This is a genomic window from Lentilactobacillus sp. TOM.63, from assembly GCF_030361045.1.
Taxonomy (GTDB): Bacteria; Bacillota; Bacilli; order Lactobacillales; family Lactobacillaceae; genus Lentilactobacillus; species Lentilactobacillus dabitei.
Genome location: NZ_JAUCAP010000005.1, coordinates 41,771 through 57,534 on the forward strand (window position 1 = coordinate 41,771; position 15,764 = coordinate 57,534).

Annotated in this window: 13 protein-coding genes; 1 reads left to right on the forward strand and 12 read right to left on the reverse strand. The window is 42.9% G+C overall.

The window, feature by feature from the left end; translation table 11 throughout:
• Positions 1 to 39 precede the first annotated feature (39 nt).
• From rsmA to trpS, 10 genes are all read right to left on the reverse strand, one after another.
• A complete protein-coding gene (gene rsmA / locus QUF07_RS01775) occupies positions 40 to 930 on the reverse strand; it encodes a 16S rRNA (adenine(1518)-N(6)/adenine(1519)-N(6))-dimethyltransferase RsmA (protein ID WP_289426660.1) in 891 nt (296 codons plus the stop codon).
• The gene (gene rnmV, locus QUF07_RS01780) at positions 923 to 1,489 is read right to left on the reverse strand and encodes a ribonuclease M5 (RefSeq protein ID WP_054747265.1); all 567 of its coding nucleotides are present in this window, start codon (positions 1,487 to 1,489) and stop codon (positions 923 to 925) included. Before rnmV ends, rsmA begins: the two co-directional genes overlap by 8 nt.
• Positions 1,486 to 2,262: a TatD family hydrolase gene (locus tag QUF07_RS01785; RefSeq protein WP_217341561.1), complete on the reverse strand. Its 777-nt coding sequence runs from the start codon at positions 2,260 to 2,262 to the stop codon at positions 1,486 to 1,488. Before QUF07_RS01785 ends, rnmV begins: the two co-directional genes overlap by 4 nt.
• 73 nt (positions 2,263 to 2,335) lie before the next feature.
• Positions 2,336 to 4,363 (reverse strand): methionine--tRNA ligase, encoded by a 2,028-nt coding sequence (metG, locus tag QUF07_RS01790; RefSeq protein WP_217162371.1) that lies wholly within the window; start codon positions 4,361 to 4,363, stop codon positions 2,336 to 2,338.
• A gap of 285 nt (positions 4,364 to 4,648) precedes the next feature.
• Positions 4,649 to 5,494, reverse strand: coding sequence for a DUF72 domain-containing protein (locus QUF07_RS01795; RefSeq protein ID WP_217162373.1), 846 nt, complete (start codon positions 5,492 to 5,494; stop codon positions 4,649 to 4,651).
• Positions 5,495 to 5,515: 21 nt separating this feature from the next.
• Positions 5,516 to 6,232: an NAD-dependent protein deacylase gene (locus QUF07_RS01800; protein WP_289426661.1), complete on the reverse strand. Its 717-nt coding sequence runs from the start codon at positions 6,230 to 6,232 to the stop codon at positions 5,516 to 5,518.
• Positions 6,233 to 6,255: 23 nt separating this feature from the next.
• Positions 6,256 to 7,227, reverse strand: coding sequence for an IpaB/EvcA family protein (locus QUF07_RS01805; RefSeq protein WP_217162377.1), 972 nt, complete (start codon positions 7,225 to 7,227; stop codon positions 6,256 to 6,258).
• Between the two features lie 2 nt (positions 7,228 to 7,229).
• Positions 7,230 to 8,477: a hydroxymethylglutaryl-CoA reductase, degradative gene (locus QUF07_RS01810; RefSeq protein WP_289426662.1), complete on the reverse strand. Its 1,248-nt coding sequence runs from the start codon at positions 8,475 to 8,477 to the stop codon at positions 7,230 to 7,232.
• Positions 8,478 to 8,541: 64 nt separating this feature from the next.
• On the reverse strand, positions 8,542 to 9,483 hold the full coding sequence (locus QUF07_RS01815; RefSeq protein WP_217162381.1) for a Ppx/GppA family phosphatase: 942 nt from the start codon (positions 9,481 to 9,483) through the stop codon (positions 8,542 to 8,544).
• Between the two features lie 23 nt (positions 9,484 to 9,506).
• Positions 9,507 to 10,523, reverse strand: a complete 1,017-nt coding sequence (gene trpS / locus QUF07_RS01820) for a tryptophan--tRNA ligase (protein WP_056981606.1) — start codon at positions 10,521 to 10,523, stop codon at positions 9,507 to 9,509.
• Positions 10,524 to 10,892: 369 nt separating this feature from the next.
• On the opposite strand from trpS, the gene helD reads away from it, so the two are divergent.
• Positions 10,893 to 13,199 (forward strand): RNA polymerase recycling motor HelD, encoded by a 2,307-nt coding sequence (gene helD / locus QUF07_RS01825; RefSeq protein WP_217162384.1) that lies wholly within the window; start codon positions 10,893 to 10,895, stop codon positions 13,197 to 13,199.
• Positions 13,200 to 13,453: 254 nt separating this feature from the next.
• Here the strand turns inward: helD and QUF07_RS01830 are convergent, their stop codons facing one another.
• Both QUF07_RS01830 and QUF07_RS01835 read right to left on the reverse strand, forming a co-directional pair.
• Complete coding sequence (locus tag QUF07_RS01830) at positions 13,454 to 14,785, reverse strand: dihydrolipoyl dehydrogenase family protein (protein WP_217162386.1); 1,332 nt, start codon at positions 14,783 to 14,785, stop codon at positions 13,454 to 13,456.
• A 14-nt stretch (positions 14,786 to 14,799) separates the two neighbouring features.
• On the reverse strand, positions 14,800 to 15,762 hold the full coding sequence (locus tag QUF07_RS01835; RefSeq protein ID WP_217341557.1) for an ABC transporter ATP-binding protein: 963 nt from the start codon (positions 15,760 to 15,762) through the stop codon (positions 14,800 to 14,802).
• Positions 15,763 to 15,764 lie beyond the last annotated feature (2 nt).

Here is a 15,764-nt window from a genome sequence, read left to right on the forward strand (position 1 = left end):
CACAAACAACTTCCACTTTCAACTACAAAAGTTTAAAGATTAGTTTAAGATACCATTGTCATGAAAGGCATTTGCTAACTGGACAAACTGATCAATTGTTAGCTGTTCTGAACGGGCACCGGGATCAATTTGAACCTCTGTTAACACTTTAGTAATGGCGCCCTTGGCTTCGTCAGTCTTGCCAAAAAAGCCTAACAGATTATTCCAGAGTGTTTTTCGTTGGTGCATAAAGCATCCCCGGACGAATCCTGCAAATCTTTTTTCATCAAAAGGAACGGTTTCCTTGGCTGTTTTTTGGGTGAGCTTAACGATTGCGGAATCAACGTTTGGCTGAGGAATGAACGCCGTTCTGGGAACAATAAATGAAATTTCAACGTTATTCATTTCTTGAACAATCACTGACAGGGAACCGTAGGGCTTGGTACTTGGGACAGCAGTGAGTCTTTCCGCAACTTCTTTTTGCATCATGACCACAATGGCATCAAATTCAAGCTCCCCTGCCAAGAGATTCATCACGATTGGCGTCGTAATATAATATGGCAGATTGGCAACCACTTTCAGTGGATGATGCCCTGTAAACCGTTCTTTAACCACTTGAGGTAAATTTGCTTTCAGAATATCCTCGTTAATAATTTCAATATTGTCATAGGGTGCCAAAGTCTCTTGCAATACGGGCAGAAGATTTTCATCGATTTCAAAACCAAGGACTTTATGGGCAGCCTTAGCTAACTGCTCCGTTAACCCACCGATTCCTGGGCCAATTTCAATCACGTCGTCATCACTGGTAATTTCAGCAGCTTCAACAATGTTACCCAAAATGTTAAGATCAACCAAGAAATTCTGGCCAAGGCTTTTTTTAGCAGACAGCCGGTAACGGTTCAAAATTGCCTGGGTCCGTGCAGGACTGGCAATTGCAGGATATTCAGTCATTTTTATTATCTCCATCAATTTGTCTAAGGGCAGCCAGAAATTGGTCATGCGTGATACCAAACATTCGCAGGCGATGCTGCAGCTGTTTGCCATTGACATAGCCAATTCCTAAAATTTCACCCAACTTCTCTCGTCGTCGTTTGGCATCTGGATTGCCCATCAAACCGTCTTGAATCAATTCGGCTCGTGAAATGAGTTCAGCAGCCGAATCATCCTCCGTATAGACCCGGCTAAGGGCCTGGCGTATTGATTCAACGCTGGCGTGCTCAACTCCCAAGGAACCCACAGAACGGTTCGGAACGCCCTGCTTCTTGGTAATAAACGCATGCTTCACATTTGGGACTTCTGCTGCGATTGTTTTACGAATCTTTTCTCCCGAAAAATCGGGATCAGTAAACACAATCACGCCACGAGTTTTGGCCAGCTCGGAAATCAGATCCAGGGTTTCTTGGGGAATGGCCGATCCACGGGTTTCAATTGTGTCGGCGTCAACTGCTTGACGAATTCTTTTGGTGTCATCCTTGCCTTCAACGACGATGACTTCTTTAATCTTTTTCATTTGTCCTCAATTCCAAATAATTTCAAGGTATTTTCGTAAGTGTGGGCTGCGATCGCTTCTGGATTGACATCACAAAAGCGGGCAATTGCCTCCACGGTATAAAGGGTATAGGCGGGCTCGTTTTGTTTGCCCCGCAACGGTTCCGGTGCAAGATAAGGGGCATCGGTCTCGACCAACATACTATCAAAGGGGGTCTGACGAACCGCCTCGTGGATTTCTTTGGTTTTCTTAAAACTGGCAACCCCACTATAAGAGACCAGCATCCCCAAGTCGAGGAACTTTTTCAGCCATTCCGAGTCACCATTAAAACTGTGCATGACCCCTCGAATGTCGGAAACGTCCATTTCTTTTAGAATGTCATAAGTATCCTCAAAGGCGTCTCGGTTGTGGACAGAAATTGGTAAATGCAACTGTTTGGCAATGTCAATCTGGTGTTTGAAGACCTCTTTTTGAATGTGCCGGGGTGAAGTCGTTTGATGATAGTCCAAACCAATTTCACCGAGCGCAACAACCTTAGGGCTTTGAAGCTGTTCAATCAGCAACTTTTCCTGTTCTTCATGGTAATAGATTGAATCTTCAGGGTGCCAGCCAATGATTGAATACATATCTGGATAGTGAGCAGCCAGCTCTAAGGAGCGGTCATTCAGTGCCTGATTAGAGCCGACGTTTGCCAGTTTAACAACCCCTAAGTTCTGAGCATGCTTGAAATACTTGGCCGCTTCCGGATAGAGTGTTTCATCGTTTAAATGCGTATGGGAATCAAAAATTTTCATTTAACTACCTCAAAATTGTTAATAACAAAAACAGACCGTCTCCAAAACATCTGAAAACCGGCCCATTTGATTTCTATTCCAATGTCATTCCGTTTTCAAAGTGTGGGTTGATCGTGACCAATTCAACATTGCCATCTTTATCCTCAACAGATAACAACATTCCTTGACTGACTTGACCGCGCATCTTTCTCGGCTTCAAGTTAGAAACGATGATGACTTTTTTGCCCACTAAGGACTTGAAATCAGGGTACCATTGAGCAATCCCTGACAGGATTTGACGGTCACCATCATCGCCGGCATCCAATCGGAATTGGAGCAGCTTATCAGCACCTTCCACCTTGTTGACATCCTTAACTTCAGCGACTTTCAACTCAATCTTTTCGAAAGCCTCAAACCGAACTTCTTTTTTAGTTAGGTTAAGATTAGTTTCTTCAGGATCAAAATGACTTTCTGCAGCGGCTTTCATTGCAGATCTTCCCTTAGCCTTGTCAGTTTTGGTCATCTGTTCCTTGATGAAATTAACTTCGTCGTCGACTTCAACCCGAGGGAAAATCGGTGTCCCCTTTGCAACTGTCTGACCACCGGCTGGAAGTGCCATGAAATCAAGATTCTTCAAATCGATTTCTTCAGTCAATCCGAGTTGGGTAAATATCTCTTGGGGTGCATGGGTCATGATCGGACTTACTAATTCAGCGATCACTCGCAGGCTAGCAGCCAAATGAGCCATGACTGAGTCCAATTGCGCTTTATCATCGGGATTTTTGGCTAAATTCCAAGGCTCTGTCTGATCAATATACTTATTCGACTGAGCAACTAATTTCCAGACTTCACTTAATGCATCTGAAAAATGAAGGTCGTCCATCAGTTCCTTGTAATTAGCAATAACAGTAACGGCAGTATCTTCAAGATCGCTGTCAAAATCGGTAACCCCTGCTTTGACTTGAGGGAGAACGCCACCTTCATACTTGTTAATCATTGAAACGGTTCGGTTAAGTAAATTACCCAGATCATTGGCCAAATCGTAATTCAAACGATCGACAAAATCTTCAGGCGTAAAGAGGCCATCATTGGCGTACGGCATTGCCCGCAGCAAATAATAACGAAGCGCATCTAATCCATAACGATCAACTAACGTTTCAGGATAGATCACATTGCCTTTTGACTTGGACATTTTGCCGTTCTTCATTAACAACCAACCGTGACCAAAGACCTTCTTAGGCAATGGTAATCCCAGCGCATGTAAAATAATTGGCCAGTAAATTGTGTGGAATCGGACAATTTCTTTTCCAACCATTTGAACATTGGCAGGCCAATATTTCTTGAAGTTGCTGTCATCTTTTCCGTCATAACCAAGCGCAGTGATATAGTTGGTTAGCGCATCAATCCAAACATAGACAACGTGCTTTGGATCCGATTTGACAGGCACACCCCAGCTGAAAGTTGTCCGTGAAACTGCCAAGTCTTCCAACCCAGGCTCAATAAAGTTCTTGATCATTTCGTTCATCCGGGCTGCTGGCTGAATGAAATCAGGGTGATCTTTATAGTATTGGAGTAGCCAATCTGCGTACTTACTCATTTTGAAGAAGTAAGACTGTTCGTGAACTAATTGGACTTCGTGACCACTCGGCGCCTTTCCGCCAATCACTTTACCATTATCATCACGATAGACTTCGGCGAGTTGGCTTTCAGTAAAGTACTCTTCGTCAGAAACAGAATACCAACCTGTGTATTCACCTAAATAAATGTCACCTTTATCGAGTAATTCCTGAAAAATGTCAGCAACTGCTTTTTCATGGTAATCATCGGTTGTCCGAATAAATTTGGTATTTGAAATTTCAAGCTTTTTCCACAATTGCTTAATTGTGGCAGCCATTTTATCAACATAATCTTGAGGAGACATCCCCAGTTGTTCAGCTTTTTGTTCAATTTTTAGACCGTGTTCATCGGTCCCAGTCAAGAAGAACACATCATAGCCCATGGCGCGTTTATAACGGGCTTCAGCGTCACAAGCAATGGTGGTATAAGAATTTCCAATATGTAATCTTCCTGATGGATAATAAATTGGTGTCGTAATATAAAATGTTGGCTTACTTTCTGTCATGAAAGTACCTCTTTTCCAAACTGATAATCTTAATAATTACAATCAAGTATAGCAAACAACAGCGTGCGAAAACAAGCAGTTTTGCAACGAACATCAGCTCGTCTGGATGACGGTTTGTTTTGACCCACTTTCACAATCTGTGGACATGCAAACATAATCTGGATTCTTTAGTCCGTGAAAAATCCAATCCTCCAAGACATCAAGCTAAGTGTAACCGACTTGTATGCAATTTTCAGCGTGAAAGCTTCATTTATTCCAACTGATACCCACTTGTGGATTTGCATTTTAAAACAAATCCATTTGCAACGGTGACAGCCCATTAAACGAAATGCCCAGCATTTTCTGCAATTCCAGCGCATTGTCGGCCGCATCACCACCGGAATTATTATTGAAGATCACACAAACCTCTTTGGTCTGTTGTGCCAACTTTTGAACCGTGTTGGCAAAAACTTGAAGTTCGTCGGTTGAATACCGATATAATGTTCGCTGACTGCGCCAATCTTTTGATCGTTCAGACCAGCCCTTCACGTTGCGGCCATGGAGGCGTAAAATACACAATTCGTCGCTGGTGACAATCGGTTCAAAGGGCACCCCCATGTTGGTCGTGTGCGGTTCGTCTACAGCCACTAAGCTCATCCCAAGTTCTTTGAGATAACCAGCCACATCTCGGGTGATTTCAGGTCCATACCAGCTTGGATTACGAAATTCCACTGAGATGGGATACCCCGCCATGAAAGTATGGATCCGCCGCAAATACTCGATGGCGGCAACCCCTCTTGAAAAATAGGGCGGAAATTGAAACAACACACTTTTGAGTTGATGAGCTGCCATCAATGGGGCCACCGCCCGTTTATAATCATTAAAAACAACTAATCGCTGCTGATTATCAATGGGATCTTCGCTACCCTGATCATGCAACGTCATCACTTGGTTAGCTTTCAAAACAAATTGAAAGTTATCAGACACTTGCTGTTGCCAATGTTGAATGACCTCAATTTTAGGAACAGCGTAAAAAGGGGTATCCAACTCAACCACCGGAAAGTGGGCACTATATTCAGTTAGGCGAAGCTTTCGATTCTCATGAATCAGAGATGGATGCTCCGAAAAAGTTGTCAATCCAATTGTGATCAAGATTTACACCCCTTCTCGGCCCTAAGCGTTCACTTTCAGATCCCTGAATAAATCAACCGCATTTTCTTTAATCATGGTAAATGGAAATGAGAAGCTCAGTTGTTCTTCATTGATGGCTAAGACAGTTGCGTTAGCAGAACGATAATCGATTAACCCTGCAAACGGATAAACCCGCATGGAGGTACCAACGATGACAATCAAATCAGCATTAGACACAGCACTGACACTCTGAGAAATCGCACTTGGATTTAAGCCTTCACCGTATAACACAATGTCTGGCCGCAAGATACCACCACAATTTCGATGATACATGCTAGCTAGATATTCCTTATAATCAACCTTCTCGCGACATTTCTGGCAATAAACGTTATACAGATTCCCATGAAATTCAATGAGATTTTGGGTGCCGGCTTTTCGATAAAGGCTGTCAATGTTTTGGGTAACAACAGTGGCGTCTTTCTGTTGAGTGAAGGCTGCCTGCTTCTCATGAATCACATTTGGTTTGGCATCCGGGTAATACATATTTTTCTTTTCATACTGGTAAAAGACCTTGGGTTCATCCCTTAAACAGTCTGAACTCAAATAATATTCGGCTGGCCGATTAGATTTATCATTGGTGTACAACCCACCTTTTGAGCGATAATCGGGAATTCCAGAAGCGGTGGAAACCCCTGCACCAGTTAGAAACACAATCTTTTTAGCATCGTCAAATTCTTGTTGAATTTTCTTATCAATCATTGTATTCCTCCTATTTTTTTTAATTACCGTCTAATAATATAAGGCATTTTGAGCTCGTCAAACAACTCTTTGACAGTTTTATCATAGACATCTTTGAAGAATTCTGGATTGTCTTGATCACCCTTTGGATTGGCAATGACAAAGGAATTTTGGTCATCAACCCGGTTAAAGCCAACATAAGCCTTGGTGTTACTGTTAACTTCGATCAATTCAGAATGATAGACTTCAAACAATTGTTTGACTTTCAACCCTAATTGGCGCTCCGACAACACACTCGTCAATGTCGTAAACTCCGTATTATGAAGTGCTGGCAATTCCCAGTCTTTCAATTGCTCATCGAAGGCCTTGAATAACTTCACGACATTTCGTCTTAACCCAAACGGGGAGTCCGTTGGTTTGTCGGTGATTAATGCGTATAACTTTTCGGCAGCCGCATACGAAACCGGGAAATCTTTTTTCAGTTTATCCGCCACCGTTGATAACTTGTCACCATAAAAGACCATGGCATCCAGCAACGTTGTCAGGCGTAGCATCATTTCATCATCCAAAGGATCTGGCTCAGGCTTGATGGTGGCATAAATGCCTTTCATGTACATTTCTTCAATATCGTCGTTGATCAACCCATGCTTACGCTGCTCAGACACAACCACAAAGTGGGAAACGATGTCATAAAGTTCAGTCCCCATCATTTTTAACTGCTCATCTAACTTGTCTTGCCCAGTCGTCAATGAGTAAAAGACTTGTGGGAAGCCGCGCAACACCATTAATAAGTGGAGCAATTCGTGTGATGCCGTGTAGTTTGGAGCACTTAAATCCGCAATTTGGATAATGACATTTTTGCCATCTTGAACTGCTTGAGCCTGATCATGTCGGACATAACCGGATTGTAATTTACCAATAAAAGTCACGGTAATTGTACCGGGGAAAAGACTATTCACGGCGTTGATCAAGTCTTGGACCTGGTCATTTAATTCGATATTAATACTGTTGTCCATAATTATCTCCTTAACTGTCTTAAAATTTGTTTCACATCGGTTGAATCTGGCTGCTTCATTTTTCTAAGTCGATCGATCACTAATGGGAGTTCTTCCGTAGTTGCACCATTGGCCATCGCTAAAGAGTTAAGTTGAAGATTCATGTGCCCCTTTTGGATCCCGTCAGTAACCAACGCTTTTAAAGCCGCTAAATTCTGGGCGAGCCCGACTGCAGCAATCACTTTCATTTCTTCATGCACATTAAGAACTTGGGCAATCTGCTGGTTGATTTTAGCCAGTGGCAATACCTTTGTTGCCCCACCAACGTAACCGATTGGCATTGGAATCGTCAAGTGGCCCACCAGGCCGGTGGCTGAAATCGACCATTGGCTGAGGCCGCGATAATGACCATCTTTGGCGGCATATGAATGCGCGGCACTCTCAACGGCCCGCCAATCATTGCCAAACGCAATCACGGCGGCGTCAATTCCGTTCATGATGCCTTTATTGTGAGTCGCAGCTCGGTAATGATCAATCTGAGCAATCCGACTGGCATCTGCGATTCGTTTAGCCACGGTTTCACCTGACATTGATTGGGTGGCTAATGCAGAAAAAGGAACGTTTCCATTCACTTGAACGATCCGCTCAGCCTCAAAATTTGTCAGAATGGCCATTGTGACGGTCACCGCCAACTTTTGCTGCAGCCAAGCGGCAACTGCTTCCAACATGGTATTAATCGTGTTGGCACCCATTGCCTCACCAGGATCGACAGCTAAATCTACAGAAGTAAAGTGCTCGTCCAGCTTTCTAATGCCAACCTTTTGAGCGCCGCCCCCATACTGCAGAATGTGGGGGTGACTACCGTTTGCAACGGCAAATAGTTCAAATCGATGTTCATCAACGAATTGTGTCAGTTCAGCAAGTGGAAAATCTTTGATGACGATTTGGCCGCCAATGAGATGACTGACAACTTCTGCTTTAATGCCAGCCCCGCTTGCCAATAACTTGCTGCCATTGCTAGCAGCCGCAATCACTGACGGTTCCTCCGTTACCATTGGCACTAAATGTTCCTGGCCGTTGACCTTCAAATTAGTCACAACGCCTTCTGGAAGTGGATAATCCGTGAGAAAGTTTTCAATCAGATTTTGGGGAACTGTTGAATCGTTGACCAGCCTGCTTAGTCGACTGGCTGATAACCCCACTTCCTCAGCAATTAAATCAAGTCGTTGCTGATATGTTTTCTTGTAAAAATGATCCCATTTTGTCTTCATCATATCACCATAGATTCTCAAAAGGCATAAAAAGCTGGTCAAGAAAACTCTCGACGCCAGCCTTTTATTTATCCAATTGGACATTATAATTTTTTTCGACGTACTCAGTAATAATGCCCTCGCGAACACCACTTTCAGAAAATAATACTTTTTTGGCATCCACGCGATCCATTAGCACAATGAGTGGCAATAAACCGCCGACAATGATATCAGCACGGTCATTTTCCAAGCCTTGGATTTGCCTACGTTGATTCACATTTCCGCGCAATAAGTTCAGATAAGTCCGGTTAACCTGTTCCGCCGTCAGATGGTAGCCATGAATCGCATCAATTCGCGTCATGTGTTGCCGTTTGCGATTAATTCGTGCCAGGGTGCGGTTCGCTCCGCCAAGCAACACTAACGGTTGATGGTAGGAACGGCTTAACCATTTAATTTTGGAATAGAGCTTGCGAATATTAAATTGCGCATTAAATAAATTTGCGCCTGAAATCGCATCTTCAAGATGATAACGTTCTGTGAGGTTAACGGCGCCAATCGGGATACTCGTCAGGTTTTTACTTTGACCATGACTGACACGGATCAGTTCACAGCTGGCCCCGCCAATGTCTAAAATAAGACAATTTTGGGCACCCAATCGGTTAATCACCCCGAGGTAATCGTAGTAGGCTTCCTCCGTACCAGACAGAACTTGGAGCTCAATGCCGATCCGTTGTTGGACAGCCTTTAAAAAGACATCCTGATTCTTGGCTTGTCGAACAGCGGCTGTCGCAATCCCAATGACCTTTTTTGCATTATACTTAAGATAAATCCGTTTAAAATCAGTCAATGATTTAATTGTGCGATCCATTGCGTCCTTCTGAAGAATTTTACCTTTACCCATCCCTTCAGATAGCCGGCTGTCACTTTTAATCCGTTTAATTTCACGGTAGGAACCGTCATTAGAAATTTGGTTAATCGCCATTCTTACGGAATTGGAACCAATATCCAAAATTACCAGGTTTTCCATTTCGGCCACCCTTTCTGGATATTTTAATCAAAATAATTGATTCCAATAGCGTCACGAACCTCTTTTAGTGTTTGGTTAGCGACCTCATTTGCATGCTCGCTGCCTTTTTTAAGAATGTCATAAACGCCCGCTTCATCTTTGGCATACTGATTACGACGTTCTCTGATTGGCTTCAATTCTGCTTGGAGCACTTCATTGAGATAGCGTTTGATTTTGACATCACCCAAGCCACCGTGACTATACTGTTCCTTTAATTCGGCAACCTTTTTCTTATCTGGATCAAAAATGTCCAAGTAAGTAAAGACCGTATTGCCTTCCACTTGGCCGGGATCTTCTACGTGAATATGGTTGGGATCCGTGTACATTGACATAATTTTCTTCTGAATCGTATCTTCGTCATCTGATAAATAGATGGCATTGCCAAGTGACTTACTCATCTTAGCGTTCCCATCCAATCCAGGAATCCGACCCATGCCTTTTGGTGGGAAGTAACCCTCTGGTTCAACTAAAATGTCTTCTTTATAAATCGAATTAAATGAGCGAACAATTTCACGGGTTTGTTCCAACATAGGCTCTTGGTCGTCACCCACTGGAACAGTTGTTGCTTTAAAGGCCGTAATGTCGGCAGCTTGGCTGATTGGATACATTGCAAAGCCAACTGGGACACTTTGACCAAAGTTCTTCTGTTTGATTTCATTCTTAACGGTTGGATTTCGGTTTAATCTGGAAACTGTCACCAAATTAGAATAGTGTTGGGTTAATTCTGGTAAAGCCGGAATCTGAGACTGAACTAAAATCGTTGACTTTTTAGGGTCAATGCCGACGGCCAAATAATCCAATGCCACTTGAATCAAGCTGTGACGAATCTTTTCTGGATCACGGGCATTATCAGTTAATGCCTGCATGTCAGCAATCATGATGAATGTTTCATAATCACCAGAGTTTTGTAATTCCACTCGGTTCTTCAATGAGCCAACGTAATGACCAATATGTAATTTGCCAGTTGGCCGATCACCTGTTAAAATAATTTTCTTTGCCAAATTTCTCATCCTTTCAAAAAACGCCCTATTGAATTAACAATAGGACGCTTAAACGTGGTACCACCTAAATTGCAGCCACTGTCTAGCCACCTCTTTAGACGATACGGGGGTCACCCTTTTAATTTCCAATTCGATTCATCATAGCCGCTCTCAGCATCTGCAGCCTCTCTGTTTGAGATAAATCTACTGACTTGTTCATAACAGGTTAATTTTACTGATAAATCGGCGAAAAGTAAAGGCTTGTTAAATAGATAATTATCTCCATTAATTCTTTAAGCCACTTGGATTGACAGGACGCCAAAATCAATCTAAAATTGTGCAAGCATTTAGTTAAAGATGAATCAGGTAACGGACAAATGGAGGCCTCTCTTGGAAAACGACGAACAAGCAAAAGAACAGCAACGAGTGGATCAAGTCGTTTCAAAAATTCAGCAAAAGATTTTAACGACCAAACAAGAGTACGACCGCGCCCACTCAGAAACAAAACGGGTCCAACGGGACTATTCCGATAACACTTCGGTTAACTACTTTGAAGTTGATGATCGAATCGAAACCAGCGCTGAATTACAACAACAACGGGGCCTGGTTTCCCGATTGACAGAAAATGAAAGTATCCTCAAAACCCAATTATCGACTCTCCATGACTTGAAAAAATCACCCTACTTTGGTCGAATTGATATTCAAGATGATGACGAACCGGATGAAGAACAACTTTATATTGGGATCGCCTCATTTGAAAACGCCGATGGTGAATTTCTCGTGTATGATTGGCGGGCACCCATTTCCAGTATTTACTATAATGGTACTTTAGGTAGAGTCGCTTACGAAACGCCAATGGGCGAACAGGAAACGACGTTGAAGAAAAAGCGCCAATTTCAGATTGTCAATGGCAACATCCGCAACATGTTTGATACCAACGAGACTGTTGGCGATGAGATGCTCCAATCGGCATTAGGGGCTCAAAATGACGACTACATGCAGAATATTGTTGCCACCATTCAGCATGAACAAAACGACATCATCCGAGACACCAAGAGCAACTTACTGGTTGTCCAAGGGGTTGCCGGATCGGGTAAGACCTCTGCAATTCTTCAACGAATTGCGTTTTTACTCTATCACAGCCGCGACACTTTAGAAGCTGATCAAATTATTTTATTCTCACCAAATAAGCTGTTCAGTCACTATATCTCGGAAGTCCTTCCCAGTTTGGGAGAACGGAATATGCGCCAAGTCACCTTTGACGAATTTATTGATAATCGATTAAAAGGCTTAAATGTTCAAAGTCTGTTTGAACGTTATGAAACTGATGGTCAACTAACCACCCAACAGCGAAATATTCGCAACTTTAAGGAGTCCGCAAAGTTCATGGATGAAGCTAAAGAATATTGCGATCATTTATCCGCTAGTCACATTTACTTCAGTGACATTATTTTTAACGAAGCGGTCTTCTTCAGTAAGCGAGAAATCCGCTCAATTTTTGATAGTTTTCCAAAAGCAGCCAAAGTTTCTGAGCGCTATTTACAAACTAAGAACGAATTAATCAAGCGGCTTAAACGCAGGATTAACAAAGAAACTCAGGAAGACTGGGTCAATGATGAAATTGATCAACTCAGTGACGAAAAATATCACGATTTACTGGCAGGAAAATCCCTGGGTGAATTCCAAAACGAAGATGACGAACGGTTCTTCATTGCTCAAAAGATTGTCACTGACCGATTAAGGGTTGTTTACGATGCCATCTTCAACGATAACTTTTTAGATGCATATCTGCAGTATGCCGATTTCCTTGCGACGGTTGCCTTACCGCAGAATATCCAGCAGCCCAAATGGCAACAAGCTATCGATGAATTTAATGATGCCATTGAATTCCATTCAATCAAGTTGGACGATTGCGCCCCATTGTTGTACATGCGCGATTACATTTGCAACAGCGGCCAGAATAATACCATGAAATATTTATTTGTTGATGAAATGCAAGACTACTCCATTGCCCAGTTAAAGTATCTCCGTTACGCATTTCCCCAAACAAAGTGGACTTTGTTGGGTGACAGTGAACAAGCCCTGTTTAAAGACGTCGAACAGCCAGAGGAAATCCTGCAGAATTTGAGTGCCGCATTTAAGGTGCGCAATTCGCGATTAATCAGTTTGATGCGGTCATACAGATCGACATTTCCGATTACCACGTTTGCTAAATCAATTTTGCCAAATGGTGCCGACATCGAGGCGTTTAATCGAGATGGCGATATTCCTGAATTGATACTTGCAGCGGACTTCAAGGATGCTGTCAGCCAGGTCATCAAGACTGTTAACAATCAACGAGAAAAATACGGAACGGTCGCTATTTTGACAAAGAATATGCGGGAAGCCAAACAACTTTACGATCAAATTCACAGTGAAACCAATGCCACCCTTTTAAAGGACGCTGACCGAACTTTGCCCAAAGGTGTGCTCGTGCTGCCAATTTATCTTGCAAAGGGGTTGGAATTTGATTCGGTGATTGCCTGGGATACTTCTGAGAAAAATTATCCTGATAACTCTTTATTAGGCACCCTTTACACAATTATCACTAGAGCAATGCACCATTTAACCCTGATCAGTATCGACAATGTAACGCCACTAATTTCGGACGAAACCTTGCATAATAGTCAAATTAAGATTGAGCGAACGATCGGGTGAAGACTCTAAATTATCCCACTAATTAATTTTACGCCTATCTATCAAAAATCAAAAACACCTCCAAAGTCATGTGATAGCTTGACTTTGGAGGTGTTTTTGATTGGCCAAATCGTCCGTTAAATGATACAAGCCTGGTGGATGTTGCTGAATATAGAGTGATGATATTTCATAATCACGGCCAAGATTAATAATAAATTAACCGCTGTACAAATGAACGTTCCTTCAATTCCAAAACCTAGATGCTTGGTGCGCAACTACACTAAGTAGGTCACATCACTTGCCAACGATGGATAAGCCAAGATTTCCTTATTAAAATCATCAATCTTCATGCGCTGATCAATCATGAGCGTAAAAATATTAATTAAATCGTCTGCATGATTGCTTAATACCGTTGCACCAACCACCGTACCATTTTCTCGGTCCACAACCACTTTAGCTTTAGCCAAGGGTTCATTCAACCGATGATAGCTATACCAACCAGTCATATCGTTGCTTATCAACAAATAGTGATCGTCACCAGTTGCAATGCTCGAAGGCAGGCCGACCCGGGCGAGTGATGGTTGTCCAAACACCAGCGTTGGAATTGATTTAAAAGCAATCTTATCTCGACTTTTAGCAAAGTAATTTGCAAGATAACCAGCCTCATAACCTGCAACCGGAGTTAACTTAGGCCGCTTGGTGCTAACAACATCCCCCATTGCAAAAATCTTGTCATTAGTCGTTTGCAAATAGTCATTTACTTTAACACCGTGACCATCATAATCAACGCCGACTTGGTCTAAACCAATTGTATCAATGTTTGGAATCCGCCCCGCCGTACAAAATACCATATCGGTTGGGAGCTTGAAGTTATCCTCACCTGAAAGGACATATTGCTCACCTATCTTGGCAATTTGCGTAACGGTCTGATTCAGTTGAACATCAATTCCTTCATCTTCAAGGTGCGTGATGGCTTGTTTCACCAACTGAGAATCAAACTGCTTTAAGGGATGATCATTATGGTGGATTAAATGGACCTTGGCACCGGCAGCGTGAGCAATTCCGGCTAATTCAAAACCAATATAGCCACCGCCAATGAACGTCACGTCTTTTGGCATTTCGTTTAAGTTGAGGAAATCGGTACTCGTCTTAAAGTATTCTTTGCCCGGAATATCCAACCGTCGTGGTCGCTGCCCGGTTGCAATCACATAGTTATCGGCTGCGAGTAAATGGTCACCAGCTTGCAACTGACCTTCTTGGTTGAATTGTCCCGATTCATGAAACGTGTCAATGCCATCGGCTGCTAACGAGTGCTGAGTCGCGTGCGAAATGGGATCGGTATATTGCCGCTTATGCCGCATCAGGTCCGGCCAGTTCACTTCGACGTGGCCAGAAATCCCATTACCCTGCATATCGGCAACCGTCTGGGTGACTTCTAAACCTGCAAGTAAAATTTTCTTGGGATCACACCCCCGATTTGGGCAAGTCCCGCCAAACAGATTGTTCTCCACAACTGCAACCGTCTTTTTTTGGCGCCGTAATGCATGGGCCAGCGAACCGCCGGCAACCCCACCGCCTAGGATCACAACATCATATTTTTCAACCATCAGAATCTCTCCTCTCAAATTGTACTCAAGAAACGAATGATACTCTCATTATCAAAATATCCCACGGTTTTGCCGCTCCCATCGATAATCCGAACTAAGGGTGCGGAAGCTAATAATCTCAATACTTCTTTTAAATTTGACATTTGCTCAATGCTTGGAGCCGATCGAGCCTGGTCATCACTCCGTCGAGCAACCATAAAGCCTGCCTCTATCACTTGATTGACAAGGATTTTATTCAAATCAGAGTATCGATTATGACTGAAAAAGTCCGCCACAAACTTGTTTGCAGGATTATTAGTAATATCTTTGGGCGTATCAACCTGTAGCAAGCGACCATTCTTCATAATTCCAATCCGATCACCGAGCTTTAGCGCTTCATCCATGTCATGAGTGACAAAGACGATGGTGTTTTGATATTTGGTATGTAACTTCAAAATTAATTTCTGCAGTGATTCTCTGGCCAATGGGTCCAATGCGCTGAATGGTTCATCCATCAAAATAATGGGTGGTTTACCCGCTAGTGCCCGAATAATACCAACTCGTTGCTGCTGACCGCCAGAAAGTTCACCGGGCATTCGATTCCGAAAGCCTTTATCCAAACCAACCTCGGTTAAGAGATTATCGACCATTGCATGGACCTGGCGACTTGCCACGTGCTGCATGTCCGGTACCACAGAAACGTTTTTGGCAACCGTCATAGTAGGAAACAGGGCGATTTGTTGCAAGACATAACCGATTTTCCAACGTAAGTCAGTCAATGAATAATCATCAACTGGCCTGCCGGCGACCGTGATTGTGCCAGAACTTTTCTCCAGAAGACGATTAATCATTTTCAAAGTGGTCGTCTTACCGGAACCCGAGCTGCCAACCAGCACAAATAATTCTCCTGGCATAATCCTCAAGTTTAGATCTTTGATGACAGGTTTGCCGTCAAATTTTTTAAAAACGTTTTTAAATTCAATCAGAGGTTCAACCATCA